A 25,590-nucleotide genomic window follows, 5' to 3' on the forward strand; every position below is an offset into this window, starting at 1 on the left:
CGCTTGTAATGGCTATTTTACAAACCAGTTACAATAACAATCAGCCTATCCGCGCCGCCTGACACTAATTAACGCGATTAATTAACAATTAATATACTTTAGTTAAAATATATAGTTACACTATTCGTAACACCATACACATGCCACAAATTAACAGGGGTTTTTGGTAAGATGGTTGATTGTGGGTAAAGGTTGCGTGGTGGGGTAAATAATTTTAACAACACTAATCATCCCACATATATCTTGGGTCGAGTGCTTTTTCGCGATATTTGATGATGCTGTCCAGGTTATTGTATTGGGCATGATGAAGGCTATCCGGAGAAGGGTTTTGACCATGTTTTTTATAATAGTTCATAATAAATCTGGCTGCCGCAGTATCGGGTTTATGCATGTATAAGCTGCAAACGCACATAACTAATTCAGTTTTGGCAATACCATATGATGTTTCATTGGTGTCAACCGCATACCGATAATGAAATTTTACTGAACAGGTTTTAAAAGATAGGGTATGTTCTTTTTTTAGATCGCGGTAAGGCCTTAACCAGAAAATGTATAGAAATATTAAGGCTACCACCGATAGTACATAAGCTGCGGTCTTACGCTCTTCCATAATTGCAGGTTTTTAGTTAATACAATCATGCCATTAAAGTAACCCTTTAGTTTATGGGCGTTGCCTCCGGCCCGCGCTTTCCGCTCATACTACACAGGCCTTAGCCACTTGGCCGGTATCCGCTGCAATCGCTAACGCAGAATATTGAAATATACATGGATAAACAAAAAATGCCCGCTGTTAACGGGCATTCTGATTATTAAGATGATTTTTTTGAAGCTGTTTAGAAAATGTACTTGGTGCTCAAAAAGTTCGAATCGTGGTGATTTACGATCTCGTTGATGAGGTGCTTATTCGTATCATTAAGCTTGGTTGCAACCAGCGAGCGGATAGAGAAGCTGCGCAAAGCATCAACAACCGACAGGGTTCCTTCGGCACTGTCTTTTCGGCCGGTGAAAGGGAACACATCCGGGCCGCGCTGACACTGTGCATTGATGTTTACACGGCTTACCAGGTTAACGAACGGGTCGATCAGGGCGGCAATTTCGGTAGGGTCTTCGCTGAAGATACTTACCTGCTGGCCGTGTACCGAGTCTAACTGGTATTGGATCGGCTCTTCTATGGATTCGTAAGGCACTATCGGAATAACCGGGCCAAACTGCTCTTCGCGGTAAAGCTTCATTTCGGAGTTAACCGGGTAAACGATAGCCGGGTATACAATAGATGCGGCAGTTGCACCACCATTTTCGTTAATTACTTTACCGCCATGTGCGGCAGCATCGGCAATAACATCTTTCAAATAATCGGGTTTGCCCGGCTCAGCCAATGGGGTAATGGCTACGCCTTTTTCCCATGGCATACCTAATTTAAGTTTGGCAACTTCGGCGCTTAACAGGGTGTTGAACTGATCAACCACATCTTTGTGTACAAAGAAGATCTTTAACGCGGTACAACGCTGTCCGTTAAATGACAGTGAGCCTAAAACAGCTTCACCAACTGCCATTTTCAGGTCGGCGCTTTTGGTTACGATGGCTACGTTTTTGGCATCCAAACTTAATATCGCGCGTAAGCGGTTAACCTTAGGGTGCATTTTTTTCAATTCGTTAGCCACCTTGCTCGATCCGATCAGCGTAAGCACGTTTACCTTGCCGGTTTTCATTAAGCCCGGAACGGTGTTGGCACCACGGCCGTAAACAGTATTCACCACACCTTTAGGGAAGCATTCGCGGAAAGCCTCCAACAACGGGTAATGCAATAGCGTACCGTGTTTTGGTGGTTTGAAAAGGATGGTGTTACCCATGATCAAAGCCGGAATAAGTGTTGTAAAGGTTTCATTCAACGGGTAGTTGAACGGCCCCATGCACAATACCACACCCAGCGGCGAACGGCGGGTTTGCGCCACAATGCCTTGCTCTATGATAAAGCGCGACGATTCGCGGTCGATATCTTTTAACGCGTCGATGGTCAAATTGATGTATTCAACGGTCCGGTCAAACTCCTTGGTCGAGTCGGCAATGGATTTACCGATCTCCCACATGATCAGCTTGATCACTATATCACGCTGCTCGAGCATTTTAAAGGTAAAGTTTTCCACGCACTTAATGCGATCGGCAACGCTCATGGTTGGCCACTCGCCACGGCCGTTATCGTAAGCGGCAACAGCGGCATCAAGCGCTGCCATAGCTTCGGTCTCGGTACCCAGCGGGTAACTGCCGATCAGCTTACGGGTAAGCCCATCAGCCCCCGGGAAACATATCGGCGAGTAAACATCGCAGGTAGGTCCGTCCCATCTTTTCATTTCGCCATTGCTGAGGTACTCGCGCTGGTGCAGTTCGCCATCCAGGCGGTACTCGGCAGGTACCTGGCTTTCCTCAACAAATAAGGATTTTAGTTGATCTTCAAAACTCATTATAGTTTGTTTATGTGAATAGAAGCGGGCAGCGCGTGCCCGCTTCTTTAAAAAGGGTTTAGCACAATTCTTCTTTGCTAATCGGGGTAAACTTAGGCACCAATGCCTTCATGATAGACCAGGCAATAATGTATGCCAAAGCACAAGTGCAAAACATGAACAAGTACGCGGTTTGCGGCGTAGCTATATAATGCTGGGTTAACCTGCCAGCCAGTTGTTGGATAAGCACACCGCCCAAGCCGCCTGCCGCACCACCAATGCCTGTAACAGAGCCTACGGCTATTTTAGGGAACATATCGGATACGGTAGTGAACAGGTTGGCTGACCATGCCTGGTGAGCAGCAGCGCCGATGCAGATAACACCTATAGCCAGCATAGCAGCGTTATCGCCAAAGATGGCTTTATCGCCAAAATACTGGGTTGATAATAAGGCTAACGGAAACAGTGCCAAAATAAACATAGTAGTCATACGGGCTTTGTAAGTTGCCCAGCCACGGTTCATAAATAACATGGGGATACGGCCACCGTAGATACTACCGAAAATAGCAATACCATATACAATGAATGTGGGCCAGCGCACATCGTGCGTATTCATGCCGAATTGTTTTTTCAAATAATCGGGTAACCAGAACAACAGGAACCACCAAACACCATCCGTCATGAACTTGCCTACGAAAAATGCCCAGGTTTGGCGGTAGGTTAATAACCTCCACCAGGATACTTTAGCTGTTGCTTCGTCTTTAGCTACATCTTCGGACGGGGCGACATGCACTGCCTGGTTATCCGCATCGCTGTGGATATAATCAAACTCCTGCTTGGTTAAATATTTATGTTTTGCCGGAGAGTTGTACAGGATAAACCAGAATATTAACCAAACAAAACCGATAGCACCGGTTAAGATGAAGGCCATTTTCCAACCCAATGCAGGGCCGAAGAAAAGCATACACCAGGGTACGAACAGCGAAGCTACCATAGCGCCGATATTCGACCCACTATTGAAAATACCAGTTGCAAGGGCGCGTTCTTTGCGCGGGAACCATTCGGCAACTGTTTTAATGGAGGCCGGGAAGTTACCGCCCTCGCCTATACCGAATAAACTCCGTACAGCAATATTTAATGCTACAGTACGGCCAACAAAGGCGTTAACGATACCGAAAGTAGACCAGGTGATCAATGACAAGGCCAGGCCCAGTTTGGTACCTATTTTATCAATTACCCAACCGCTGACAATGGTTACACCAGCGTAAAAGAAGGTAAACCACGATATCAGGTTACCGTAATCGATATTGGTCCAGCCAAAGCCGCCTTGTGCTACCGGGGTACAAAAGTACTCCTTTAAATAGCTCACCACCTGGCGGTCCATGTAGTTAATGGTAGTCGAAAAGAGAAGCAGGGTGGCTATAGTCCACCGGTACCTTCCCATTCTGTTTTCACTCATAATGGTTATTTTGTTTAAATTGGTTTATAGAGCGGTACTTATCTGCAAGATTTTACGATCTCGATAGCTTCTTTTGTAGCTGCAGTAAGCTCTGCATATTTCTGGCCTTCCATCACTTCTTTGCTTACCAGTTTGCTTCCCATCCCAACTGCGCAAACACCGGCCTTAAACCAGCCCGAAATGCTTTCTTTGGTCATATCAACACCACCTGTAGGCATAAACAGCAAGTTAGGGAATAATTCTTTAATACCCGATAAGAAAGATGGACCCAGCATGTTACCAGGGAACAATTTGATGACCTTTGCGCCTAATTTTTCGGCACGGATGATTTCGGTAGGTGTCATACAGCCCGGAAACCACAGGATACCTGCTTTATCGGCAACCGGCACAACATCTTCAACCAAACCGGGGCTGATGATGTAATCGGCACCTGCATCAATAAATTTCTGAGCGGTTTCGCCATCCTTAATGGTACCTATACCTAAGTACATATCATTAAGCTCAGTATCGCAAACATGGCGCAAAACTTTAAAGTTTTCAAAAGCGGCCTCGCCACGGTTAGTGTATTCAATAGTTTTTATGCCTGCCTCATATAAAGCATGTAAAAGCTTTACGCTTACTTCGGGGCTTTTGTTAAAAAATAAGGGTAAAATACCTTGTTCAGGTATCAGCTTTAAAAGGGTTGCTTTTTTGTCCATCTCAATATTGGTTAATATCTCACAATTGGGGGCTAAAGTATAAAGAAATAAAAAAGTAAAGGGCATTGAGCGCAAAATAATTACGCAAACGTTCCCGGTGATTTTTTTATAAAAACCTATTAATTAGTGATGTTTAAGTGTAATTTTGGCACCACTAAGTACCTTAGTATATATATAACCTATTTTCAAACTAAAACATATAAAAACGATGTCTAAAAAAGTCGTAACCCTGGGAGAGATCATGTTGAGATTATCGACTCCTGATTTTAAAAGATTTGTACAGGCCGATACCTTTGATATTACCTACGGTGGCGGCGAAGCCAACGTTTCGGCGGCCCTTTGCAACTATGGCCTTAATGGCACCTTCGTGTCAAAAGTGCCTAATAACCCAATCGGCCAATCAGCTATTAACCACCTGCGCCGTTATGGTGTTGATACCCAATTTGTGGCTCGTGGTGGCGACAGGTTAGGTATTTACTTTTTAGAAACAGGCGCTTCAATGCGTGCTTCGCAGGTTGTTTATGACCGTGCCGGCGCTTCTATTGCTGATGTTGACGCCAGCGAATTTAACTGGGATGCCATTTTTGAAGGTGCTGATTGGTTCCACACTACCGGTATTACCCCGGCTTTGAGCGATAAAGCTGCTGCTTTAACCCTGGCTGCTTTAAAAGCTGCTAAAGCTAAAGGCATCACTACTTCGATCGACCTGAACTACCGTAAAAAGCTTTGGAGCAAAGAAAAAGCCCGCCAGGTAATGACCGAGCTTTGTAAATATGTTGACGTTTGTATCGGTAACGAAGAAGACGCTGATACTACTTTAGGTTTTACATCGGAAGGAACAGATGTAACCAAAGGCGAACTGAACCTTGATGGTTACAAAAGCGTTTTCAAACAAATGAAAGAAAAATTCGGCTTTAAATATATTGCTTCGACACTTCGTGAAAGCCACAGTGCAAGCGACAACGGCTGGAGCGCTTTAGTGTACAACGGCACCGATTTTTACCACACCAAACAGTACGAAGTACGTATTGTTGACCGTGTTGGTAGCGGCGACTCTTTCGCCAGTGGTTTCATCTTCGGTTTGGTTACCGGCATGAGCCAGGGCGATGCTGCTGAGTTTGGTGTTGCTGCTTCGGCATTGAAACACACCATCCCTGGCGACTTGAACCACGCTACTTTGAACGAAGTAAAAGAGCTGGTTAAAGGCGACGGTTCGGGACGCGTACAACGTTAATTAGTTCATAGATCATAGTTCATGGTTCATGGTAGGAAGTAGCCCCAAGCTGGCTATGAACTATGAACCATTAACTATGAACATAAAAACAAAACAATGATTATAGATACATTAGCAAACGGCGGTCAATACATCGCTTTGCACCCGGGCTTTAAAGCTGCTTTTGACCACCTGGCTTCTATCGACCTTAACGCCCTTGAGGTTGGTAAATACGATGTTGACGGCGTTAAATATGCCGTAATGGCCAAAGACGGCGTAAGCAAAGAAGCTGCCGGCGAAAAATTTGAGTGCCACGATAAAAACATCGATATCCAGGTGTTGATCAGCGGTACCGAGAGCATGGGCTGGAAACCACGTAACGATTGCAAATCGCCAAAAGCTGAATACAACGCTGAAAAAGACGTAACTTTTTATGCTGACGCGGCTGAAATGTATTTTACCTTACAAGCCGGCGAGTTTGTTATATTTTACCCGAATGATGTACACGCGCCGATGATCGGTGACGGTTTTATTAAAAAACTGGTGGTAAAAGTTGCTATTTGATGTAGTCGGGAGTCTTGAGTCGAGAGTCTTGAGGTCTGTTCCGGTTATAGAATTTAAAGCCCGTATATCAAAAGATATGCGGGCTTTGTTGTAAATTTAGGTGATGAAACAAGTTGCTGAATTTGAGATAGTCGAAAGCTTTAATATTACACGAATAGGATTGATCATCCTGGGCAACATTGTTTCGGGTAGCATAAACCATGATGATATTATTGAATTCAATATTTCTGATAAGACACATCAACTTAAAATTGCAGCGCTTCATTATGCAAGGAAAGCCAAAGTCTTTCCGGATATGGTTGGACTATCGTTCTCTTATACCCATGATAGCGAAAAGGAATTTTACAATAACTTAAAAGTGACTCCTCAAATCGGTTTAATTATGAGTGAGGTTTGAAAGTGTCTTTTGAACTTTAGCAGTATGGCTAAATGCTTGCGCTGCATAAACTGCCCTTACAGATATTGGAACGCTTGTTAGTGTTGGGGGAATTTTGTATATTTATATGGGAAGAAGCATCAGGAACCAAGGTGCGAGAGTAAGGAATGCATTAAAATATTTCTTACAATTTCCCCCCTGTTGTTAACGATTGAAGGATTGATTTTTGAATGGTTGAATGGGAAAAGCTCTTTTAAATTTCTTACAATTTCCCCCCTATTTTGAAGAAACAACAATCAAGAGACAAGCATCAAGACGAGCAAAACGTAAAATACCCATGTGTTTTCTGACCGATCAAAACAACAGGTTACTATTAGCTAAACTTTAAAGGCATATTGGTGTTATGCTTTAATAATCACCCGGTAATTATTGCATGAACATATTTATGAAATTATTTTCGAAAAGCGGTATTAAGCACCTTGGCAAATTGCTGTGGACGACTTTGATGAACTTTATCGACGATAATGGATTTAAATACAGCGCTTCGCTGGCCTACTATACCATATTTTCGTTGGCGCCGCTGATGATGATGCTGATATTTATTGTGGGTATTTATTATGGCCATGATGCATTTACGGGCCAGATATATCCGCAATTAAAGGGTTTTTTAGGTGATGATGCCGCAGCGCAGGTGCAAAACATGGTAAAAAGCATACAGGTGGGCAAATCTACCTTAGCGGTAGTGATCGGCATCATAACCGTAATAGTGGGTGCTACCGGTGTTTTTTTAGATATGCAGGATACCCTGAACATTATATGGCGGATAAAGGCCAAACCTAAACGCGGCTGGGTAAAGTTCCTTACCAATAGGTTACTATCATTTTCGCTGGTTATCAGCCTGGGTTTTTTAATGCTGGTATCGCTACTGATCAATACGCTTGTTGATGCGCTTAGTGATAAGCTGGCCCATTATCTGCAAAGCAACGTTACGGTTTTGCTGATCAGCCTGATCAACCTGGCCATTACTTTTGTGGTGATCACGATATTGTTTTCCATTATATTTAAATTTTTGCCCGATGCCCAAATTCAATGGAAACATGTACGTATAGGGGCAGTTTTTACTGCACTGTTGTTTATGCTTGGTAAGTACCTCATTGGCCTGTATATCTCATCGAGTAAGATAGGCACCACTTATGGGGCGGCGGGTTCAATTATCATCATCCTGGCGTGGATCTATTACACATCGGCGCTGGTGTATATGGGCGCCGAGTTTACGCAGGTATATACCGAATTCAGAGGCGGCAAGATTGAACCAGCCGAATACGCCGTGAGCATTAAGCAAACCGAAGTTGAACGGATTGTAGATACCCTGCCGGTGCAAAACCCCGAGATCAAAAAGGCAGCTACCGAGGGCTGATATTCACCTCGTCGGGGCCCTCAATTTTGCTGACATGACAGGCGCATTTGCCACCGCCTATCTTGTAGTTAACCGTGATGATGCTATCATCGGATTTTTTGATCTGCAGTTGCAGGTCCTGGCCTTTTTCGGTAAACTCTTTCAAATGACTGTCATCGGCTATGACGATGGTATTAGGGTTTGACGTACCCGGCAAAGGATTACTGTTAACCGTTTTACCGGTGGCTACGTTAACCACTTTGTACGATTTGAATTTAACATCGCCGCCATTGGTGGTAATGATCTTTACGGGTATCGATACAAATATCTTGCTGCAGATCACATCGCCGCAAGGAGTTTGTTTTGTGTGGTTTGTAGCACACGATGCAGCTAAAATTGATACAAAAGCTGCACATAACAAGCGCTTTTTCATGATTTTTAGTAATTATCATGTAGGTACGTCATAATCCGTACCATTTCATCGCGGATCTGGCGGGTGGGCCTTGTAAAGTTATTGTTCATGAATGAAAAGGCTACCCTTTTGCCCTTGCGGGTAACCAGGTAACCGCTTTGGTTATGGTTATTGGCCAGGGTACCGGTTTTTGCCCAAACAAAGGGCACGCCGTTATCGGTTTTATATGCCGAGCGGATAGTACCTGCCACGCCGCCAATAGGCATCATGCTGTGCAGTAGCTTTTCGTCTTTTACTTCCACCAGTATCTTGTTAAGCAGGGCAACCATATCACGTGGTGTAAACAGATCCTTTCGCGATAAGCCGGAACCATCAACCCATTGCGGCTTATCGGGCAGATCGGCCAGGTAATGTTTAACCGAGTAATTGATAGCCGAATCGGTACTTAAGGTTTTAAACCGGGTTGACGAGCAAACCAGCAACAATTGCTCGGCAATAAAGTTATCGCTGGGCTGCAGCATGCGTTTGTAAACAGAATCGGCAGGTGCATTATAAATGGTTTTAACATTGGCCGGGATGGGTAAGTGTACCAGGCCGATATTTTTGTGCAAGGTATCCTGCAAAAGTTGGATGGTTAGCTGGGTTGATGTTTTCCAGGGTACCTCCTGACGGTATTTGCGTGGGATGAGCATTGCCGGATAGATAAACGCGTTACTTAAAATATCGCGCTGTACGTAAAACGAGCCGGGTTTAAAGGTGCTGTCGCATTTTAAATATTGTTTAAGGTATGATGGCTTGATCTGCAGTTTGCCTGTAGTATCGGCATACACCAGGGCCACATTATCCTCTACCGGTAGCTCGTTTATTTCGGCCTGGTAGTAATCGTTGTAATCGCCGTAGGGCCAGCCATCGCCATAAAAAGTACCCGTGTAGCGCCCCGATGAAAAATAGATGTTTTGCGTGCTGTTTTTTAACAGGTTGTACGCCTTGGTTGCCTTAAGATCCGTTTGCAGGAAAGACGGATCGCCGGTTCCCCAAAATATCAGCGAATCGTTACGGTTAACGTACTGCAGGCCAGGGATGGAATCGCCCAGCATTTTAAGGCAGGTGTAAAAAGTGTATAGTTTGGTGTTTGAAGCCGGTGTAAAGTATTTATCCGAGTTTAACTCGTAGATCATTTGCTGTTTATCCAGATCATACAGGGCAAAACCGGTAAAATGATCGTTAACAACAGCTGATTGCTCGAACAGCTTGCGCACGTTTTGCTTTTTAAGTTTTTGTGTGGCGCATGACGTGATAATTAATAAAACAACAAACAAAGAACATATGCGAAAGCAACCTTTTCTTAACATATACTGTAAATAGTTTAGCCTGACCAGCATACAGCTGATCATTTAATTTGTAAATTTATAAAACCAATTGTAAAAACCCTTGATAATTAACTTGATTGCGCGTTTTAAATATTGCGCCATTGCTTTAATGGTGTTGGTTTGCTTTAATATTAACTTAACACACGCACAGGTTTTTGAAATTCCTAAAAATCAGAAACGGGTTACCATACCATTCAGGTTACTGCGCGATATGGTGATTGTTAAGCTAAAAATAAACGGAAGGGGCCCCTATAACTTTATTTTAGACACCGGAGTTGGTGTAATGATCATCACTGAGCCAAAGCTCATCGACTCGATCAATATCGCTAATAAGCGGCTGATCAAAATATCAGGATTAGGCAACAACCCCGATTTTGACGCTTATGTAACCACGGCCCTTAAAGTTGCTGTAGATGACGCGGTATGCAATGACCTATCGGCCGCAATATTTACCAAAGACCATTTCGGCCTTTCAAATTATGCAGGTATACCGATCCATGGCTTAATAGGGTATGAGTTTTTTAACAGTTTTGCTGTAAAAATAAGTTTTGAAGACAGCACCATAACTGTTGGAGCGCCTAAAGATATCCGCATATTTAAGCGGGGAGATAAATTACCGTTAACTATTGAAGACCATAAGCCTTATATCACAACCCGGGTATTTTTACCCGACGGAAAACCTGCGGACAGCAAACTGGTTGTTGACCTGGGTGCGGGGCACCCCTTGTTGCTCGAAAACCTGGTATCTAAAAACAATGGATTGCCCGATAAATTTATCCCGGCTAACCTGGGTATGGGATTAACCGGCCCCATTACTGGTTATTTAACCCGGCTTGAAGAGGTTGACCTTGGCAAATATAAATTAAAGCAGGTGATCACCTCGTTTCCGGACTATGTTACCGAGCCTGATGACACGCTTCGCGTTAAGCGCGACGGTAATATCGGCATCAGTATTTTAAAACGGTTCAATTTGATTTTTGATTACCAGGGTGGTATGATCTATTTTAAACCTACTTTTTTGTTCTACAGACCGTTTGACCATGATATGAGCGGACTTGAATATTTTTGCGAAGGCGAAAATTTAAAGCATATCGTGATCAATCGTGTTGAAAAAGGCTCGGCGGCAGACGATATTGGTTTGGTGAAAGGCGATGAAATAGTACGGATCAATTTTAAATCGGTAGCTGAAATGAGTCTTGAAGAAATAGATAACATTTTTAGATCGCGGGCCGACAGGAGTATTTTACTTGATGTATATCGTGATGGTGTATATGACCGGTTGGTATTAACCTTAAAAAAGCGAATTTAACTGCATAGCAAAGGCAACCAGGCTATCAATACCCTGCTGCAGATTTAGAGAAAAAGCTACTTTAATTCGCTCAGGTTTTCAAAAAACGCGCTCTGCAGATCAAGCAGCGATCGTACTTTTATCTTTTCTCCGTAGGTATCAAAACAAATAAACTCCGGTTTTTCGGTGTTCTCTAATTTGTATTGTTCGATAAAATTGAAGGTTTTAAAAAAGTAATGGTCAACTTTAACTCCTGTTTTTTTGATAACATCTGATGAGTTTAATCTAAACCCGATCTTGTTCATCCAGTTGTGAACCCTGGAATGTAATGACGCGCGCAATTTGTTCATACCAGTTCGATTTTATAGTGAAACAAAAAAGATTAACTATTGTTTCAATAAAATTACAATTGAATTAAACAATTGTTAACAAATCCGAAGGCATAATATTTACGGGTAACCCGATACCCTTACCGCGGACATAAAAAAAGGGCATTTTATCCTATCTTCGCGGCAAATTGTAACAATGCTATGATTTTTACCCAATTATCATAAAGAAAGTGAACTTTTGTAGTGTATAAATGTCTACCTAATTATACATTGATTTTACCCTGTTAAAAGGAGACATATAATTTAATAATTATGAAAAAATATTTTATAAATTTAGTTTTATTGCTGTGTATTACGGCTGCCGGTTACGCCCAAACCAAACAGGTAAAAGGTGTGGTTGCCGATAGCACCGGGGTGACTATTCCGGGCGTGGTAGTAAAGCTCACATCATCGCAGGATACCTTGGGTGGCGTTACTGATATTAACGGTGTATTCAGCTTTGGCGCCGTTAAAGCCAAACAGTTCTCCATCACCTTTCAATCAATAGGTTACCTGGGTTTAAAACGCAACTATACCGCTGCCGATAATGCACCTGCATTAAACATTGGCACCATAAAACTAAAAACCGAATCGAAAATGCTGGGTACGGTTAACATTACCGATGTTAATGCCATTAAGGTAACCGTTGATACGACAGAATACAAAGCCAGTGCCTACCCGGTAAGGGCCAATGCTACAGCCGAAGAGATGATCAAAAAGATGCCGGGTGTAGATGTGGATGCTAACGGAAACGTTACTGCACAGGGCCAGGCTGTTGCCGGAGTAAGGATCAACGGAAGGGACTTTTTTGGAGGCGATGTGCAAACCGCAACTAAAAACCTGCCTGCTGATGTGCTTGAAAGTGTACAAATGATCGATGATTATGGCGATCAGGCAAATTTAACCGGTATCAGAACAGGGCAGCCGCGCAAGATCATGAACTTTGTGATCAGGAAAGACAGAAACCATGGCTTTACCTTATCAACCACAGGCGGCGGTGGTAAGGATGCTCTTCCATCAAATCCCGGTGTTACCGAAGACGCCCGTTATTTTGGCTCGTTAAACCTGTTTACTTTCCGCGGCGATCAGCAGTTATCGGTTTTAGGCAGTATCAACAATACCAACCTTAATACTTTTAGCTTTGGCGGCGGTGGCGGCGGAGGAGGTTTTGGCGGTGGTGGCCGTGGTAATGGTGGCCGTGGTGGTGGCGGCGGAGGCGGTACCGGCATTCCTACATCTCCAAACGGTATAACCGATGCGCGTTCGTTAGGTTTAAATTACCGTGATGAGTGGGGTAAGTATCTATCGGTTTACGGAAGCTACAGTTTTGCCAATAACTCTACCAATACCATCAGCACCAATACACAAAAAAATAATGGCGGTCAGATAAATGAACAATCGAGCAATGCAACAGATGGCGTATTAAATCACCGGGTTACCTGGAACATGGAGTTTAAGCCTGATACGATCAATTATCTGAAGTTTACGCCAACCTATGCTTATAACAGTACCACTACCGATGATTTTGAATCGAACCAGTTTACAAACACTGACGTAACAAGAAACACGGCTTATAAAACTACTACCGTTGGTAATTCAAATACGTCAAGCTATGGTGCGAGCTTACTATATAACCACCGCTTTAATGGTCATGGCCGTAACTTCAGCGTTAACGCAACCGCAAGTTCGTCGCCAAATTTCTCTTTCCAAAACCCGGTAAGTGTTTGGACGCAGGGCGTACCTAATGCACCTCCTAACCAGGAAATTACAGTTAACAGCCATACTAATGCCATTGGTAGTACTTTTTCTTACATTGAGCCGCTGGGCAAAACCACCTATCTAGAAGGTAACTATGCCTATAATCATTCGTACACCAGCAATAATAAAGATAATGAATCATCGTACGTTGGGCCGGTTTCACACAACGATACTTTAAGCAACGATTATAATTCAACTTATAATACCAACCGTTTCGGCTTAAACTACCGCATTGTTGAAGCTAAATACAATTTGACCTTAGGTGTTGGTTACCAATTGGGTGTGTTAGATGGTTTATCACCTGCAACACTTAGTCAGCCGGTTGTTAACACCCATCAAACTACCAATAATTTTATACCTACTGTAAGGTTTGTGTATAACTTTAGCCGTAACCAGGCCCTGAATATTAACTATAACGGATCGAGCAATGCGCCGAGTTACACACAACTTAACCCGCGGATAGACCTGTCAAACGCATCGTACCCATCGGTTGGTAATCCTAATTTGTTGCCTGAGTTTAGTAATAATTATTCGGTAAGGTATAATAAATTTGACATTGCTACCGGCAACATATTCTTTGCAAATGCATCATTTACTCAAACCGATAACAAAATTTCAACTAATTCTATCAGCTATCCCGCTATCTATACTCCCAATCCAAAATTAGCAAACACTACCGAGTACGTTTATGCCAATACCGATAACTATCGCTCGGTTAACGGGTTTTTAACCTTTGCCAAGCCTTGGCAAAAACGCAAGTACACGCTGATATTAAACGCTAACGGATCGTACTCTAATGCAGAGTCGGCTTCAAGTTCGGTTGCGCCGGTAACTTATGCTGTTACTACTGTGCCAAACGTAACTAAAACCATAAACTTTACGCCGCAGGTACGTTTCAGGTTAGATATCCAGGATGTAATAGACGCGCAGGCAAGTGCAAGCTATGGCTTTACCAAAACGGACAATACTTCGCCGTATGCCTTTAACAACAATTTCAGAACTACTACGCTTGGTTTAAGCGGTAAAAATTATTTCTTTACCAATTATACTTTAAGTTATGATTACAGCCACGTTATTTATACGGGCTACCCGGGTGCAACAAACCCCAACATACTGAATACTTATATCGAGCGCAGGTTTTTGAAAAACAATATCGCAACTATCCGCGCATCACTTAATGATGTGTTTAACCAAAATACAGGCTATACCAATACTACATCAGGTGTACAAACTACGGTAAGCAACGTTAACCGTTTAGGCAGGTTTTACCTGTTAACATTAACTATTCGTTTGCAAAAATTTGCGGGCCAGATGCCCCAGCAAAACTTCCCTGACGGCGGTGGCCGCAGAAGGAGAGACGGTGGTGATGGTGGCGGCCGTGGCCCGGGTGGCGGCGGCCCCGGTTTTGGCGGCCCGGGTGGCATGATGTAAAATATCAAAGCCTTGCTAATTAATAGCAAGGCTTTTTTGTTTATTCGCTACCGCTCGCAATGATGTGATGAATGTGACTACTCGCTTAGCACAGCCACGATCATTTCGGTAGATAACTTTTCCTGCTCGCCTGTTTGCATGTTTTTAAAGGTGAGCAGGCCGCTTTCCATTTCGTCGCTGCCGATAACAATGGTATAGGGGATATTTTTGTTATTGGCATAGTCGAGTTGTTTTTTTATTTTGGCTCCTGCCGGATACAATTCCGCGCTGATGTCGCGGCTGCGCAATTCCTGTAAAAAGCTCAGGGCATACGTTTCGCCGGTTTTATCAAAACAGCAGAACAACACTTTGGTAGTTTGATTGGTGGTTTCCGGGAACAGTTTCAGTTCTTCCAAAACGTCATATATACGATCTGCGCCAAAAGAGATACCTACACCGGTTAAACCTTTCAGGCCGAACATGCCGGTAAGGTCATCATAACGGCCACCGCCGCCAATGCTGCCCATGGCAACCTCGTTGGTTTTAACTTCGAAAATAGCTCCGGTATAATAGTTTAAACCACGCGCAAGGGTAATATCCAGCTCAACCGTAGCTTTTTGCAGTTTAAAGTGCTGGTGATAAGCAAATATCTCTTCTATCTCATCGCAGCCTTTTAGGCCGGTCTCACTATCCTTTAAGGCTTTACGCAGACTTGTCAGTTTTTCCTCATTCGAGCCTTCCAGCAATATTACCGGCTTGAGTTTTTCGATGTCGTTTTCGCTGAAACCTTTTTCGTTAAGTTCTTTGATCACGCCATCCAGGCCAATTTTATCAAGCTTATCGATTGCAACCGTCAGGTCGATGATCTGGTCGGGTTTACCGATCACTTCGGCTATGCCCGATAGTATTTTACGGTTGTTGATCTTGATGGTAAAATCGGTTAAACCTAAATTACTCAGCGCTTCATCGTATATCAGGATAAACTCGGCTTCGTTCAGTAACGAATCAGAACCCACTACGTCGGCATCGCACTGGTAAAACTCGCGGTAACGACTTTTTTGTGGTTTATCAGCGCGCCAAACGGGCTGTACCTGGAAACGTTTAAAGGGCATCGTGATCTCGTTTTGGTGCATCACCACGTAACGGGCGAAGGGCACAGTGAGATCATAACGCAGGGCTTTTTCTGTTGTTTCGGATGCCAAAATAACGTTGGTTCTTCTGTTAGCCTTAAGTATTTCATCAAATTCAGCCATCCGTTTTTGATATTCCCCGGCAGGTAATTCAGCATTTAGTTCGATAAATTTATCGCGCTGCGAGCGCTCGTCACCTTTGAAATCAGAATTATATTTTTCAATCGAGAATTTGTTTTCAATCAAGTCACTCTGTAGTTTCTCCATTGATTTCAAAACAGTGCTATTTATTAACGCACCACTATTTAATATTTTGAATATCAGCTTATCCCCTTCTTCACCATATTTTCCCATCAGAGTATCCTTATTTTCCATGCTGGGCGTTTCTATCTGCTGATAGCCGTATTTGCGGAAAACCGATTTAATGGTATCAAAAATATAATTACGTTTAGCCATTTCGGCCGGAGAAAAATCGCGTGTACCACGCGGAACTGATGGTTTTACAGATGCCATGCGGCAAAGGTAATTTTTTGATGTCGGATTTTTCGCATGTGTTAATTTTTAAGGTGCTCAAGAGTGCTTCGCGGTTTCGAATTTTCGATTTCGGATTTGTAGCATGCCATTGTCATGAAATCCCGAATCCGTGTGTTAGCGATTGCAGCGGATACCGGCCCTGTGGCTAATGCCTGTGCAGTATAAGCGGAAAGCGCGGGCCGCAGGCAACACCCAACTTATAAAACAACTTGCGTAAAGCATTATACCAATCTCTAACAATAATATTTTAATTACCTAAATTAGCTCCCATGTCCATCATAGCCCAAACTCCACGTTTAATTATCCGCGAGTATTTCCCCGAAGAGGAAAGCCTTTTTGTTGACCTGCACAAGGATGAGCAGGTGCTGCGCTACCTTCCGCGCCGCAGCGAAGACGAGTATCGTAAACTGTTTGCATTGGCTATCCAGGCAAACGGCAACCCAAACGGGCTAAACCGCTGGGGTATTTTTGATGCCGCTACCGGCGATTTTATCGGCGCCTGTTTATTACGTAACCCGGTGGATGCTCCCGAAAAGGTTGAGCTTGGCTACAGCATTGGTGTAAAATACTGGGGCGAGGGCATTGCTACCGAAATGGCCAGGGCCGTAATTGATTATGGTTTTAACCGGATGGGCTTTGCGATGATATGTGCGGTAACCGACCCTGAAAACGCAGCATCGCAAAATGTATTGCTCAAAACCGGTATGCAGCGCAATGGCGAGGTGTTTTGGTACGAAGCTACCCTGCCCTATTTTGAGCTCAAAAACCCAAACTTAAAATGAGGATCATTGCCCAAACGCCCCGAATCATCATCCGCGAATATGCCGCGGCCGAGGAAGGCCTGTTTATTGAGCTTTTTGCTGATGAACGGCTCACGCCCTATCTGCCCAAACGGAACGACGAGCAAAACCGCGAGATATTTAAGGCCATGCTGGCCGATTATGCCACCGGTGCCGATTTAGGTAAATGGGCCATTTTTGGTTTGGATGGCGACCTGATAGGTTTTGTGATGCTTAAACAAAACGCCGAAGATGCAGGCAAAGCAGAACTGGGTTACAACATCCATTACAAATACTGGAACAAGGGCATAGCTACCGAAGCCTGCCAGGTTTTGATAGACTATGGTTTTAATGAGCAGGGGTTAAAACAGATAACAGCCGTTATCGTACCGGAGAATGTGGCATCGGAAAAAGTACTGATCAAAGCTGGGATGCATAAAACGGACGAGTTAGTACGTGATAACGAAACGTTGTACAGCTATGCTATTAATGCTCCAGGTGTGATTTGAGTGTATAATAATATAATGTCATTGCGAGCGATAGCGTGGCAATCGCACGTAGAAAGTATTCGCTCTGCTAAGCCGCCCTGTATAGCAAGCGATTGCTTCGTCCCTCGCAATGACACAAAAGCAGAGTTAAGCGTTTATTATTTATTTTTATAATCCTCTACTATCGCCCTGCAACCTTCTTCAACCATATTAAATACCGGCTCAAACTGGCTATCGTTGTGGTATGGGTCGGGTACTTCTTTATCGCCTAAAAGCAGTTTTACTTTGGCGGCGTCCTGGTTGTTCCGCGCAAGCGAAAGTACATCGGCCAGGTTATTTTTATCCATTACATAGATCACGTCATACTCGTCAAAATCGCTGATGCGGAACTGACGGCAAATTTGTTTGCTGATGTCGATGCCATGCTCAAAAGCCGTACGTACCGAGCGCTTATCGGGGCCCTGACCTATGTGCCAGTTACCGGTACCGGCGGAGTCGATGGTCCAGTCGAGGCCGTTATCTTTTGCCAGTTGTTCCATAATGCCATGGGCCAGCGGCGAACGGCAAATGTTGCCGAGGCAAACCATGAGTATTTTCATAATTGTGATGTATTATCGGGTGTCATCCTGAGCCTTTCGAAGGATAGCGGCAAAGCCCTCGCACTATGGTTCGACAGGCTCTCCATGACACCCGTTTTTTAGTTTTTACAACGGCTTCGGCACACAGGTTAAACGTTTAACCAGTTTTACTTTAACCGCTATGGTATTGCCAAGCGGCTGCAGGTTAAGTGCCGAATCGCCTTGTTTGCTTACCTTAAAATTATCTTCGTATACGCCGCTGTTAAAACAACCTCCGGGATCTTTTAAACTGTAATTGGCATTCGCATAAAAGCCTTTGAGGTGCAGGGTATCGCCGCGCATTTGGTAACTACCTTTGCTATACTCAAACCAATGCCCGTTTTTCATACAGGTATCGGCACCGTAATTTACTTTGCTAAAGTTTTCCATCCGCACAAAAAAGCTATCGCAGTTAAAAGTAAAATGATACAGCGTGTAATTAACCAGTTGCTTTTCGCTGATGGCAGAATCCTGTTTCCATTCGCCTTGCAGATATGCTGTGCCGGGGCCCTGGTAAGAGGGGTTGAAACGGCAGGCCGAAGATAGAATCAAGAGACAAGATGCAAGAATCAAGAGACTTCTATTTAAGTCAAAATTCAAAAGTTTAAATTTAAAAGCCTTTTGCACCTTACTCATCAAATGTCATTTTAAATTAAAAACTCTGTGTACTTTGTGGTTTTCCTCGGTGCTCTTTGTGGTTAAATTTACCACAGAGAACGCAAAGAATACACAAAGTGCACAGAGCCAATTGTGTTTTTATTTTAAGCTGCCGATCATGTCTTCGGGTTTAACCCATTGGTCAAACTGCTCGTTAGTAAGCAAGCCTAAACCTATTGCGGCTTCGCGTAGTGAGCTTCCGTTTTTCAAAGCTGTTTTGGCAATTTTGGCGGCGTTTTCATAGCCAATGTGCGGGTTTAAAGCCGTTACCAGCATCAGCGAGTTTTCGAGGTGCTTTTTGATGCCTTCGTAATTCGGCTCAATGCCTTTGGCGCAATGATCGTTGAACGATACACAGGCATCACCGATCAACCGTGCCGACTGTAAAAAGTTAGCCGCCATTACCGGTTTGAAAACATTAAGCTCGTAATGGCCGTTTGAGCCGCCGATAGAGATCGTTACATCATTACCCATTACTTGTGCGGCAACCATGGTAACAGCTTCGTTTTGGGTTGGGTTAACTTTGCCCGGCATAATTGATGAACCCGGCTCATTGTCCGGAATATGGATCTCGCCGATACCTGAGCGCGGGCCGGAAGCCAGCATACGGATATCATTAGCAATTTTCATTAACGATACGGCAATTTGTTTTAAAGCGCCGTGGCTCTCCACAATAGCATCATGAGCGGCCAGGGCCTCAAATTTATTTTCGGCAGTGCGGAAAGGCAGATTGGTAAATTTGGCAATGTATTCGGCAACCTTAACATCGTAACCTTTCGGGGTATTAATCCCAGTGCCAACGGCGGTACCACCTAATGCCAATTCTGACAGGTGATCCAACGTGTTTTTTAATGCTTTCAGTCCGTGATCCAGCTGCGATACATAGCCCGAAAATTCCTGACCCAAAGTAAGCGGTGTAGCATCCATCAGGTGCGTACGGCCAATTTTTACTACAGATTTAAATGCTTCGGATTTTGCTTTCAGCGTATCGCGCAGTTTTTCGATACCCGGGATGGTTACATCGATCACCATTTTGTAGGCGGCAATGTGCATAGCGGTTGGGTAAGTATCGTTTGATGATTGTGATTTGTTCACGTCATCGTTAGGGTGGATAAAGGTTTTGCCTTCGCCCAGTTTGTTGCCTTGTAAAACGTGTGCGCGGTTGGCTATCACTTCGTTCACGTTCATGTTGGATTGTGTGCCCGAGCCTGTTTGCCAGATCACCAGCGGAAATTCGCTGGCTAAGCCACCGGCTAAAATTTCGTCGCAAACGGCAGCTATCTGGTCGCGTTTATCGGCGGCTAAAACTCCAAGATCGCTGTTGGTAAAAGCAGCGGCTTTTTTTAAGTAAGCAAACGCAGCAATGATCTCCTTCGGCATTGACGCCTCAGGTCCAATTTTAAAATTGTTGCGTGAGCGCTCGGTTTGTGCGCCCCAGTATTTATCGGCAGGTACTTGTACCTCGCCCATGGTATCGTGTTCGGTTCTGAAACTCATGGTGTTAAATTTGCGCCAAATATATAAGGTTTTCACCGATTTTGGGAACGATTACACTGATTAGTTGTCGTTTTCAATTCCCCTCTTGAGAGGGGGCGCGATAGGTAAGCGCGGTGGCGGGGGTGTGTTTCTAAACGCGGCGAAGAACACACACCACCGCCCCTCTCAAGAGGGGAATCGCACAAGGCCACCGCCCAATATCACCATAGCGTGGTGGTAATTGGCAAAAAGTTATATTTGCGTAAACTGACCCGTTATCATGAAAAAACTCATCTGCCTTTTACTCATCGGCGCAAGCCTGTTATCTGCGCAAGCGCAAACTACACCGTTTGAAGCCCACAAGGATAAAAACTATACGGCAACTTATCCCGAAATTATTTCCTACTATCAAAAACTGGTTAAAACACAGCCGCAGATGCGCCTGTTTAATTACGGGATGACGGATATCGGCAAACCGTTGACACTGATCGTGCTTTCGCGGGATAAGGTGTTTGACCCGGTGCAGATCCGCAAGATGAACAAAACCGTGATCCTGGTGAACAACGGTATCCATCCCGGCGAACCGGAAGGTATTGATGCCAGTATGATGCTGGTGCGCGACCTGCTGAAAAAGAATGCCCTGCCCAAAAACCTGGTGCTGTGTATTGTTGCGGTTTACAATATTGATGGCTGTATCACGCGCGGGGTATCGAGGGTTAGCCAGAACGGGCCCGAGAGTTATGGCTTTCGCGGAAATTACCGCAACCTTGATCTGAACCGCGATTTTATTAAGGCCGACAGCCGTAATGTACTGGGCTTTATGCAGATATTGAATACCTGGAAACCGCAGGTATTTTTAGATAATCATACCAGCGACGGCGCCGATTACCAATACGTGATGACGCTGATAGAGACTCAAAAAGATAAGCAAAACCCACTGTTGGCCGCATATACCAGCAAAACCTTATCGCCCGAGCTGTATAAACGCATGAAGAAAAGCGGCTATGAGATGATCCCCTACGTGGAAGGTTTTCGTGGTACGCCGGATAGCGGCATTGTTGCTTTTTTAGAAACACCGCGCTTTGCCACGGGCTTTACAGCACAGCATAACATCATTAGCTATATTACCGAAACCCACATGCTGAAAGCTTATGATAAACGTGTTTACGCCACTTACAATTTTATGCAGCACCTGTTTGACATTTGCGAGCGCGATGCAACGGTGATCCGCAAGCTTAAGGAGCGTGTTGACGAGGAAACCCGATCGCAAAAAACCTTCGCGTTGAACTGGGATGTGGATATGGCCAATTACGATACCATTACTTTTAAGGGCTACACAGCCGGGTATAAACCAAGCGAGGTGAGCGGCCTGCGTAGGTTATACTACGATCGGAGCAAGCCGTTTACCAAGACCATTAAGTATTTTGATAATTACAAGGTTACGCTTACCGCGGATAAACCGGTGGCTTATATTATTCCGCAGGCATGGCGTAAGGTGATCGACCTGTTTAAACTCAACAGTGTTGCGATGAAGCGCTTAACGCATGATACCACGTTGAATATGCAGATGTATTATATTGGCGATATGCGCCCGCCTACCCGCCCGTACGAGGGGCATTATGTGCATAGCGAGGTAAAAGTAAAACCGGTTGATATGCCGGTAAGATTTTACGAGGGTGATTACGTGGTTTATACTAACCAGGCCATCAACCGGTATATTGTGGAAACCTTAGAGCCGCAAGCCGTAGATTCGTTTTTTGCCTGGAACTTTTTTGATTCGGTACTGGGGCAAAAGGAAGGTTACAGCGATTATGTATTTGAGGATGTTGCCGCCGATCTGTTAAAAAAAGACCCCGAGCTTCAGAAAAAACTGGAAGCTGCCAAAGCTGCCGACCCTAACCTGGCTAAAAGCGCCCGTGCACAGTTGAACTTTATTTATCAAACCACACCATCGTACGAAAAAACGTATATGCGGTACCCGGTGGGACGGTTGATGCAGGATGTGCGGTTGGATTTAAAGTAACAGATCTGCTTACGATTTAACCACAGAGTGCACAGAGATTGAAGCACAAAGAGACACGGAGAAAAGTGTAGCCGCGGCCTGCCCGAAGCCCGTTGAAGGGCCGGTATCCGCTTCAACCTAAACGCAAACTTTGAAGTATGCTGATCTGAGTAGTTTTTAAGTGTACCGCGAACACATATCCTTATAAAACAAGTATGGCTTATCTATCATCCAAAGGATGACGGATAAGCCATTTATATTGTAGCAATGTTGTTTTGTTTTACGATGCCATCAGCATACCGTTAACCAGGCCGCTCAGGTCGGCACGGTTACCGTTTAGCTGGGTAAACATAGCCCCCATGCTTTTTTCGGTACGGGTTTGTTGTATAAACTGCACCATTACCTGTGGTATTAAAGCATCGGCGATTTTGAATGCCGAGTTTGGCGCAATGTCGTAATATTTATTTAAGCGGTTAGCAAACTTGTTTACCATGCTGTTCACCATCGGGTTATTATAAATTCCATTTAACTGGAAATAACCAACCAGATCCTGCATTTTGCCGGTTTCGATATATTTTTTCAATACATCGATGATCGAGCTTGATGCTTCGGTAATTACAGCTTCACGATCTTTTTCAGCAATCTCAGGGTTGCCGATCACCGCCTTTCCGGCGTTGTTTTTTACGAGTAGAAAGAGTTTTTCAAACATTGCTATGTAGTTTTAAAAGTGTTTTAACAAAATGATTGTTTTTTAGCCGTTTTGTTATTGATACAACAAATATACTAAATAATTATTTGGATTATCAAAATATATTTTACATTTCATTGTAAATTTGTTAATTTAAATGGTGTATCATTTACACTAAGATACGTGTGTATTAGCCACACTAAGTTTACATTTTTACAAACCTTATTATCAATAAATAGTTGATTTGTTGGTTTACTTGCTAATTTTGGTTTAAATACTCATCAAATATGTTGCCTAAAATAAATTTCGCCCAAACCAAAGCATACCCGTACCTGGCCGACCATTTTGAAAAAATGGAACAGACGCGTATGAAAGATCTTTTTAAAGCTGACGGCCAGCGATTTAATACGATGTCGGCACAATTTGAAGACATTTTACTGGATTATTCCAAAAACCGCATCGACGATGAGACAGTAGCCTTATTGGTACAAATGGCCAAAGAGTGTAGACTAAACGAGGCAATAAAAGCCATGTTTAGCGGCGAGGCGATCAACATGACCGAGGGCCGCCCGGTATTGCATATTGCCTTGCGCAACCAAAGCAACACACCTATCATGGTGGAAGGCAAAGATGTGATGCCCGATGTGAACGCAGTATTACAACACATGCAGCAGTTTTCGGAAGAGGTAATATCGGGTAAGTGGAAAGGCTATACCGGCAAACCTATTACCGATGTGGTGAATATCGGTATCGGCGGGTCGGACCTGGGCCCGGTAATGGTTACCGAGGCTTTGAAAGCCTATAAAAACCATTTAAATCTCCACTTTGTAAGTAATGTAGATGGTACACACATCGCGGAAACGCTGAAGGGCCTGAAGCCAGAGACAACTTTATTCCTCATCGCATCAAAAACCTTTACCACACAGGAAACCATGGCCAACGCCCACAGCGCGCGCGATTGGTTTTTGGCCGGTGCCGGCGCAAAGGAGGAAGATATTGCCAGGCATTTTGCAGCGCTATCCACCAACGATAAAGGTGTAGCGGCATTTGGTATAGATACCCAGAATATGTTTGGTTTTTGGGATTGGGTTGGTGGCCGTTATTCGTTATGGAGCGCCATTGGTTTATCCATCTGCCTGAGCATTGGCTTTGATAATTTTACCGAACTGCTGGCTGGTGCCCATGCTATGGACAATCACTTTCGCGATACTGAATTTGAGCAAAACCTGCCGGTTATTCTGGCCCTTAACGGGATATGGTACAATAACTTTTTTGGCGCGCAAACCCAGGCTATTTTACCTTACGACCAATATATGCACCGATTTGCGGCCTACTTTCAGCAAGGTGATATGGAAAGTAACGGCAAGCACGTTGACCGTGACGGCAACGAGGTTGATTACTCTACCGGGCCCATCATTTGGGGCGAACCGGGTACCAACGGGCAACACGCTTTTTATCAGCTGATACACCAGGGCACCAAACTGATCCCCTGCGATTTTATAGCACCGGCGCAAAGCCATAATCCACTTGGCGAACACCATACACTGCTGCTGTCCAACTTCTTTGCACAAACCGAAGCTTTAATGAATGGTAAAACCGAAGAAGAAGTGATTGCCGAGCTTAAATCATCGGGCAAGAGCCAAAAAGAAATTGAAGAAATAGCACCGTTTAAAGTGTTTGAAGGTAACCGCCCTACCAACTCTATCCTGGTTAAAAAAATCACCCCACGCAGCCTGGGTTCGCTTATCGCGATGTATGAACATAAAATATTTGTACAGGGTATTATGTGGAACATTTACAGCTTTGACCAATGGGGCGTTGAATTGGGTAAACAACTGGCCGGTAAGATACTGCCCGAGCTGCGTAACGATGACGAAGTTACCAGTCACGATAGTTCGACCAATGGGTTGATCAACCAGTTTAAGGCCTGGAGGTAAGCCCCCTCTAAACGGCGAAGCCCTCATTAGCACCGATCAAAAAACAAACAAATTGCTAATAATCTTCCCCTGAAAGGGGAGACTTTAAAATAAGTCTTTTTATAGCGATGGATTTGAAATCCATCGCTATTTTTTTAATACAATAGCTGATCAACCGGTGGGCGGCACCTCCGGAGCCGTTTCTTCTTCCTGCTTAGTTTCTACAAACAGGTAGCCCCTCCGGGGCAAAGAATTTACAAATGGCGATGGGTTTAAATCTCCTCTATTTTTTGCAAAATCGCTGAATTTTCGGTATATTTAGGCAAATGGGCGAGCCATTACACCTTATCAATTTGCTAATTGAGGGGAAGAATTCATTGAAAAATACCGAAGAATACCGATGTGTTTGGATTTTTTGTTGCGGATTTGATAATGAGTTTTGACCAGCAGAGCCGTTCTGTAAGTCGGGGATTGCTTCGTTCCTCGCAATGACGCGCCGAGAGAGCTGACGGTAGATGTCAATCAATATGTGATACCTAAAATACCGAAGAAT

22 protein-coding genes are annotated in these 25,590 nt (G+C 44.0%); 10 read left to right on the plus strand and 12 right to left on the minus strand.

Annotation, left to right across the window (positions count from 1 at the left end; translation table 11 throughout):
• Positions 1-223 precede the first annotated feature (223 nt).
• From ACFGVR_RS04755 to ACFGVR_RS04770, 4 genes are all read right to left on the minus strand, one after another.
• A complete protein-coding gene (locus ACFGVR_RS04755; RefSeq protein WP_448701490.1) occupies positions 224-610 on the minus strand; it encodes a hypothetical protein in 387 nt (128 codons plus the stop codon).
• A gap of 223 nt (positions 611-833) precedes the next feature.
• Positions 834-2,459: an NADP-dependent glyceraldehyde-3-phosphate dehydrogenase gene (locus ACFGVR_RS04760; RefSeq protein ID WP_448701491.1), complete on the minus strand. Its 1,626-nt coding sequence runs from the start codon at positions 2,457-2,459 to the stop codon at positions 834-836.
• A 58-nt stretch (positions 2,460-2,517) separates the two neighbouring features.
• On the minus strand, positions 2,518-3,897 hold the full coding sequence (locus tag ACFGVR_RS04765; protein WP_448701492.1) for an MFS transporter: 1,380 nt from the start codon (positions 3,895-3,897) through the stop codon (positions 2,518-2,520).
• 38 nt (positions 3,898-3,935) lie between these two features.
• A complete protein-coding gene (locus ACFGVR_RS04770) occupies positions 3,936-4,595 on the minus strand; it encodes a bifunctional 4-hydroxy-2-oxoglutarate aldolase/2-dehydro-3-deoxy-phosphogluconate aldolase (protein WP_448701493.1) in 660 nt (219 codons plus the stop codon).
• Positions 4,596-4,803: 208 nt separating this feature from the next.
• On the opposite strand from ACFGVR_RS04770, the gene ACFGVR_RS04775 reads away from it, so the two are divergent.
• The 4 genes from ACFGVR_RS04775 (at position 4,804) to ACFGVR_RS04790 (ending at position 8,165) form a co-directional block, all read left to right on the plus strand.
• Positions 4,804-5,829 carry a PfkB family carbohydrate kinase gene (locus ACFGVR_RS04775; protein ID WP_448701494.1) on the plus strand — a complete coding sequence of 342 codons (1,026 nt, stop codon included), beginning with the start codon at positions 4,804-4,806 and terminating at the stop codon, positions 5,827-5,829.
• Between the two features lie 96 nt (positions 5,830-5,925).
• Positions 5,926-6,372 carry a YhcH/YjgK/YiaL family protein gene (locus tag ACFGVR_RS04780; protein WP_448701495.1) on the plus strand — a complete coding sequence of 149 codons (447 nt, stop codon included), beginning with the start codon at positions 5,926-5,928 and terminating at the stop codon, positions 6,370-6,372.
• A 103-nt stretch (positions 6,373-6,475) separates the two neighbouring features.
• Positions 6,476-6,769, plus strand: a complete 294-nt coding sequence (locus tag ACFGVR_RS04785; RefSeq protein WP_448701496.1) for a hypothetical protein — start codon at positions 6,476-6,478, stop codon at positions 6,767-6,769.
• Positions 6,770-7,193: 424 nt separating this feature from the next.
• A complete protein-coding gene (locus ACFGVR_RS04790; protein WP_448701497.1) occupies positions 7,194-8,165 on the plus strand; it encodes a YihY/virulence factor BrkB family protein in 972 nt (323 codons plus the stop codon).
• Here the strand turns inward: ACFGVR_RS04790 and ACFGVR_RS04795 are convergent.
• Positions 8,152-8,577, minus strand: a complete 426-nt coding sequence (locus ACFGVR_RS04795; protein WP_448701498.1) for a hypothetical protein — start codon at positions 8,575-8,577, stop codon at positions 8,152-8,154. The two genes, ACFGVR_RS04790 and ACFGVR_RS04795, sit on opposite strands and share 14 nt — an antisense overlap.
• 5 nt (positions 8,578-8,582) lie before the next feature.
• Complete coding sequence (locus tag ACFGVR_RS04800; protein WP_448701499.1) at positions 8,583-9,815, minus strand: D-alanyl-D-alanine carboxypeptidase/D-alanyl-D-alanine-endopeptidase; 1,233 nt, start codon at positions 9,813-9,815, stop codon at positions 8,583-8,585.
• A gap of 184 nt (positions 9,816-9,999) precedes the next feature.
• Here ACFGVR_RS04800 and ACFGVR_RS04805 point away from each other — a divergent pair, with 184 nt between their 5' ends.
• Entirely contained in the window at positions 10,000-11,235 is a 1,236-nt protein-coding gene (locus tag ACFGVR_RS04805) for an aspartyl protease family protein (RefSeq protein ID WP_448701501.1), read from the plus strand.
• 56 nt (positions 11,236-11,291) lie between these two features.
• Here the strand turns inward: ACFGVR_RS04805 and ACFGVR_RS04810 are convergent, their stop codons facing one another.
• Positions 11,292-11,564 carry a hypothetical protein gene (locus tag ACFGVR_RS04810; RefSeq protein ID WP_448701502.1) on the minus strand — a complete coding sequence of 91 codons (273 nt, stop codon included), beginning with the start codon at positions 11,562-11,564 and terminating at the stop codon, positions 11,292-11,294.
• 291 nt (positions 11,565-11,855) lie between these two features.
• Between ACFGVR_RS04810 and ACFGVR_RS04815 the strand changes: the two genes are divergently transcribed.
• Positions 11,856-14,771, plus strand: a complete 2,916-nt coding sequence (locus ACFGVR_RS04815; RefSeq protein ID WP_448701503.1) for a TonB-dependent receptor — start codon at positions 11,856-11,858, stop codon at positions 14,769-14,771.
• A gap of 77 nt (positions 14,772-14,848) precedes the next feature.
• Here the strand turns inward: ACFGVR_RS04815 and hisS are convergent, their stop codons facing one another.
• The gene (hisS, locus tag ACFGVR_RS04820; protein ID WP_448701505.1) at positions 14,849-16,393 is read right to left on the minus strand and encodes a histidine--tRNA ligase; all 1,545 of its coding nucleotides are present in this window, start codon (positions 16,391-16,393) and stop codon (positions 14,849-14,851) included.
• A 290-nt stretch (positions 16,394-16,683) separates the two neighbouring features.
• Here hisS and ACFGVR_RS04825 point away from each other — a divergent pair, with 290 nt between their 5' ends.
• Together ACFGVR_RS04825 and ACFGVR_RS04830 are read left to right on the plus strand one after the other, a co-directional pair.
• Positions 16,684-17,196 (plus strand): GNAT family N-acetyltransferase, encoded by a 513-nt coding sequence (locus ACFGVR_RS04825; RefSeq protein ID WP_448701506.1) that lies wholly within the window; start codon positions 16,684-16,686, stop codon positions 17,194-17,196.
• Positions 17,193-17,702 (plus strand): GNAT family N-acetyltransferase, encoded by a 510-nt coding sequence (locus ACFGVR_RS04830; RefSeq protein ID WP_448701507.1) that lies wholly within the window; start codon positions 17,193-17,195, stop codon positions 17,700-17,702. The genes ACFGVR_RS04825 and ACFGVR_RS04830 overlap by 4 nt, the downstream gene beginning before the upstream one ends.
• Before the next feature lie 137 nt (positions 17,703-17,839).
• On the opposite strand, the gene ACFGVR_RS04835 is transcribed toward ACFGVR_RS04830, so the two are convergent.
• The 3 genes from ACFGVR_RS04835 to fumC form a co-directional block, all read right to left on the minus strand.
• Positions 17,840-18,280, minus strand: a complete 441-nt coding sequence (locus tag ACFGVR_RS04835) for a low molecular weight protein-tyrosine-phosphatase (RefSeq protein ID WP_448701508.1) — start codon at positions 18,278-18,280, stop codon at positions 17,840-17,842.
• A gap of 105 nt (positions 18,281-18,385) precedes the next feature.
• Positions 18,386-18,850 (minus strand): fumarate hydratase, encoded by a 465-nt coding sequence (locus ACFGVR_RS04840; RefSeq protein WP_448701509.1) that lies wholly within the window; start codon positions 18,848-18,850, stop codon positions 18,386-18,388.
• A 204-nt stretch (positions 18,851-19,054) separates the two neighbouring features.
• The gene (gene fumC, locus ACFGVR_RS04845) at positions 19,055-20,452 is read right to left on the minus strand and encodes a class II fumarate hydratase (RefSeq protein WP_448701510.1); all 1,398 of its coding nucleotides are present in this window, start codon (positions 20,450-20,452) and stop codon (positions 19,055-19,057) included.
• 259 nt (positions 20,453-20,711) lie between these two features.
• On the opposite strand from fumC, the gene ACFGVR_RS04850 reads away from it, so the two are divergent.
• Positions 20,712-22,454: a M14 family zinc carboxypeptidase gene (locus ACFGVR_RS04850; RefSeq protein ID WP_448701511.1), complete on the plus strand. Its 1,743-nt coding sequence runs from the start codon at positions 20,712-20,714 to the stop codon at positions 22,452-22,454.
• Positions 22,455-22,713: 259 nt separating this feature from the next.
• On the opposite strand, the gene ACFGVR_RS04855 is transcribed toward ACFGVR_RS04850, so the two are convergent.
• Positions 22,714-23,142 (minus strand): hypothetical protein, encoded by a 429-nt coding sequence (locus ACFGVR_RS04855; RefSeq protein ID WP_448701512.1) that lies wholly within the window; start codon positions 23,140-23,142, stop codon positions 22,714-22,716.
• A 266-nt stretch (positions 23,143-23,408) separates the two neighbouring features.
• Between ACFGVR_RS04855 and pgi the strand changes: the two genes are divergently transcribed.
• On the plus strand, positions 23,409-25,058 hold the full coding sequence (pgi, locus tag ACFGVR_RS04860; RefSeq protein ID WP_448701513.1) for a glucose-6-phosphate isomerase: 1,650 nt from the start codon (positions 23,409-23,411) through the stop codon (positions 25,056-25,058).
• Positions 25,059-25,590: the final 532 nt, after the last annotated feature.

The organism is Mucilaginibacter aureus, from assembly GCF_053514885.1.

What these genes read in the sequence shown, in the direction of transcription:
- ACFGVR_RS04825 (WP_448701506.1), top strand. Translation starts at nt 16,684, where the DNA reads ATGTCCATCATAGCCCAAACTCCACGTTTAATTATCCGCGAGTATTTC.
- ACFGVR_RS04785 (WP_448701496.1), top strand. Translation starts at nt 6,476, where the DNA reads ATGAAACAAGTTGCTGAATTTGAGATAGTCGAAAGCTTTAATATTACA.
- ACFGVR_RS04815 (WP_448701503.1), top strand. Translation starts at nt 11,856, where the DNA reads ATGAAAAAATATTTTATAAATTTAGTTTTATTGCTGTGTATTACGGCT.
- ACFGVR_RS04765 (WP_448701492.1), bottom strand. Translation starts at nt 3,897, where the DNA reads ATGAGTGAAAACAGAATGGGAAGGTACCGGTGGACTATAGCCACCCTG.
- ACFGVR_RS04775 (WP_448701494.1), top strand. Translation starts at nt 4,804, where the DNA reads ATGTCTAAAAAAGTCGTAACCCTGGGAGAGATCATGTTGAGATTATCG.
- ACFGVR_RS04855 (WP_448701512.1), bottom strand. Translation starts at nt 23,142, where the DNA reads ATGTTTGAAAAACTCTTTCTACTCGTAAAAAACAACGCCGGAAAGGCG.
- ACFGVR_RS04810 (WP_448701502.1), bottom strand. Translation starts at nt 11,564, where the DNA reads ATGAACAAATTGCGCGCGTCATTACATTCCAGGGTTCACAACTGGATG.
- ACFGVR_RS04830 (WP_448701507.1), top strand. Translation starts at nt 17,193, where the DNA reads ATGAGGATCATTGCCCAAACGCCCCGAATCATCATCCGCGAATATGCC.
- ACFGVR_RS04850 (WP_448701511.1), top strand. Translation starts at nt 20,712, where the DNA reads ATGAAAAAACTCATCTGCCTTTTACTCATCGGCGCAAGCCTGTTATCT.
- pgi (WP_448701513.1), top strand. Translation starts at nt 23,409, where the DNA reads ATGTTGCCTAAAATAAATTTCGCCCAAACCAAAGCATACCCGTACCTG.
- ACFGVR_RS04790 (WP_448701497.1), top strand. Translation starts at nt 7,194, where the DNA reads ATGAAATTATTTTCGAAAAGCGGTATTAAGCACCTTGGCAAATTGCTG.
- hisS (WP_448701505.1), bottom strand. Translation starts at nt 16,393, where the DNA reads ATGGCATCTGTAAAACCATCAGTTCCGCGTGGTACACGCGATTTTTCT.
- ACFGVR_RS04755 (WP_448701490.1), bottom strand. Translation starts at nt 610, where the DNA reads ATGGAAGAGCGTAAGACCGCAGCTTATGTACTATCGGTGGTAGCCTTA.
- ACFGVR_RS04770 (WP_448701493.1), bottom strand. Translation starts at nt 4,595, where the DNA reads ATGGACAAAAAAGCAACCCTTTTAAAGCTGATACCTGAACAAGGTATT.
- fumC (WP_448701510.1), bottom strand. Translation starts at nt 20,452, where the DNA reads ATGAGTTTCAGAACCGAACACGATACCATGGGCGAGGTACAAGTACCT.
- ACFGVR_RS04760 (WP_448701491.1), bottom strand. Translation starts at nt 2,459, where the DNA reads ATGAGTTTTGAAGATCAACTAAAATCCTTATTTGTTGAGGAAAGCCAG.
- ACFGVR_RS04780 (WP_448701495.1), top strand. Translation starts at nt 5,926, where the DNA reads ATGATTATAGATACATTAGCAAACGGCGGTCAATACATCGCTTTGCAC.
- ACFGVR_RS04795 (WP_448701498.1), bottom strand. Translation starts at nt 8,577, where the DNA reads ATGAAAAAGCGCTTGTTATGTGCAGCTTTTGTATCAATTTTAGCTGCA.
- ACFGVR_RS04835 (WP_448701508.1), bottom strand. Translation starts at nt 18,280, where the DNA reads ATGAAAATACTCATGGTTTGCCTCGGCAACATTTGCCGTTCGCCGCTG.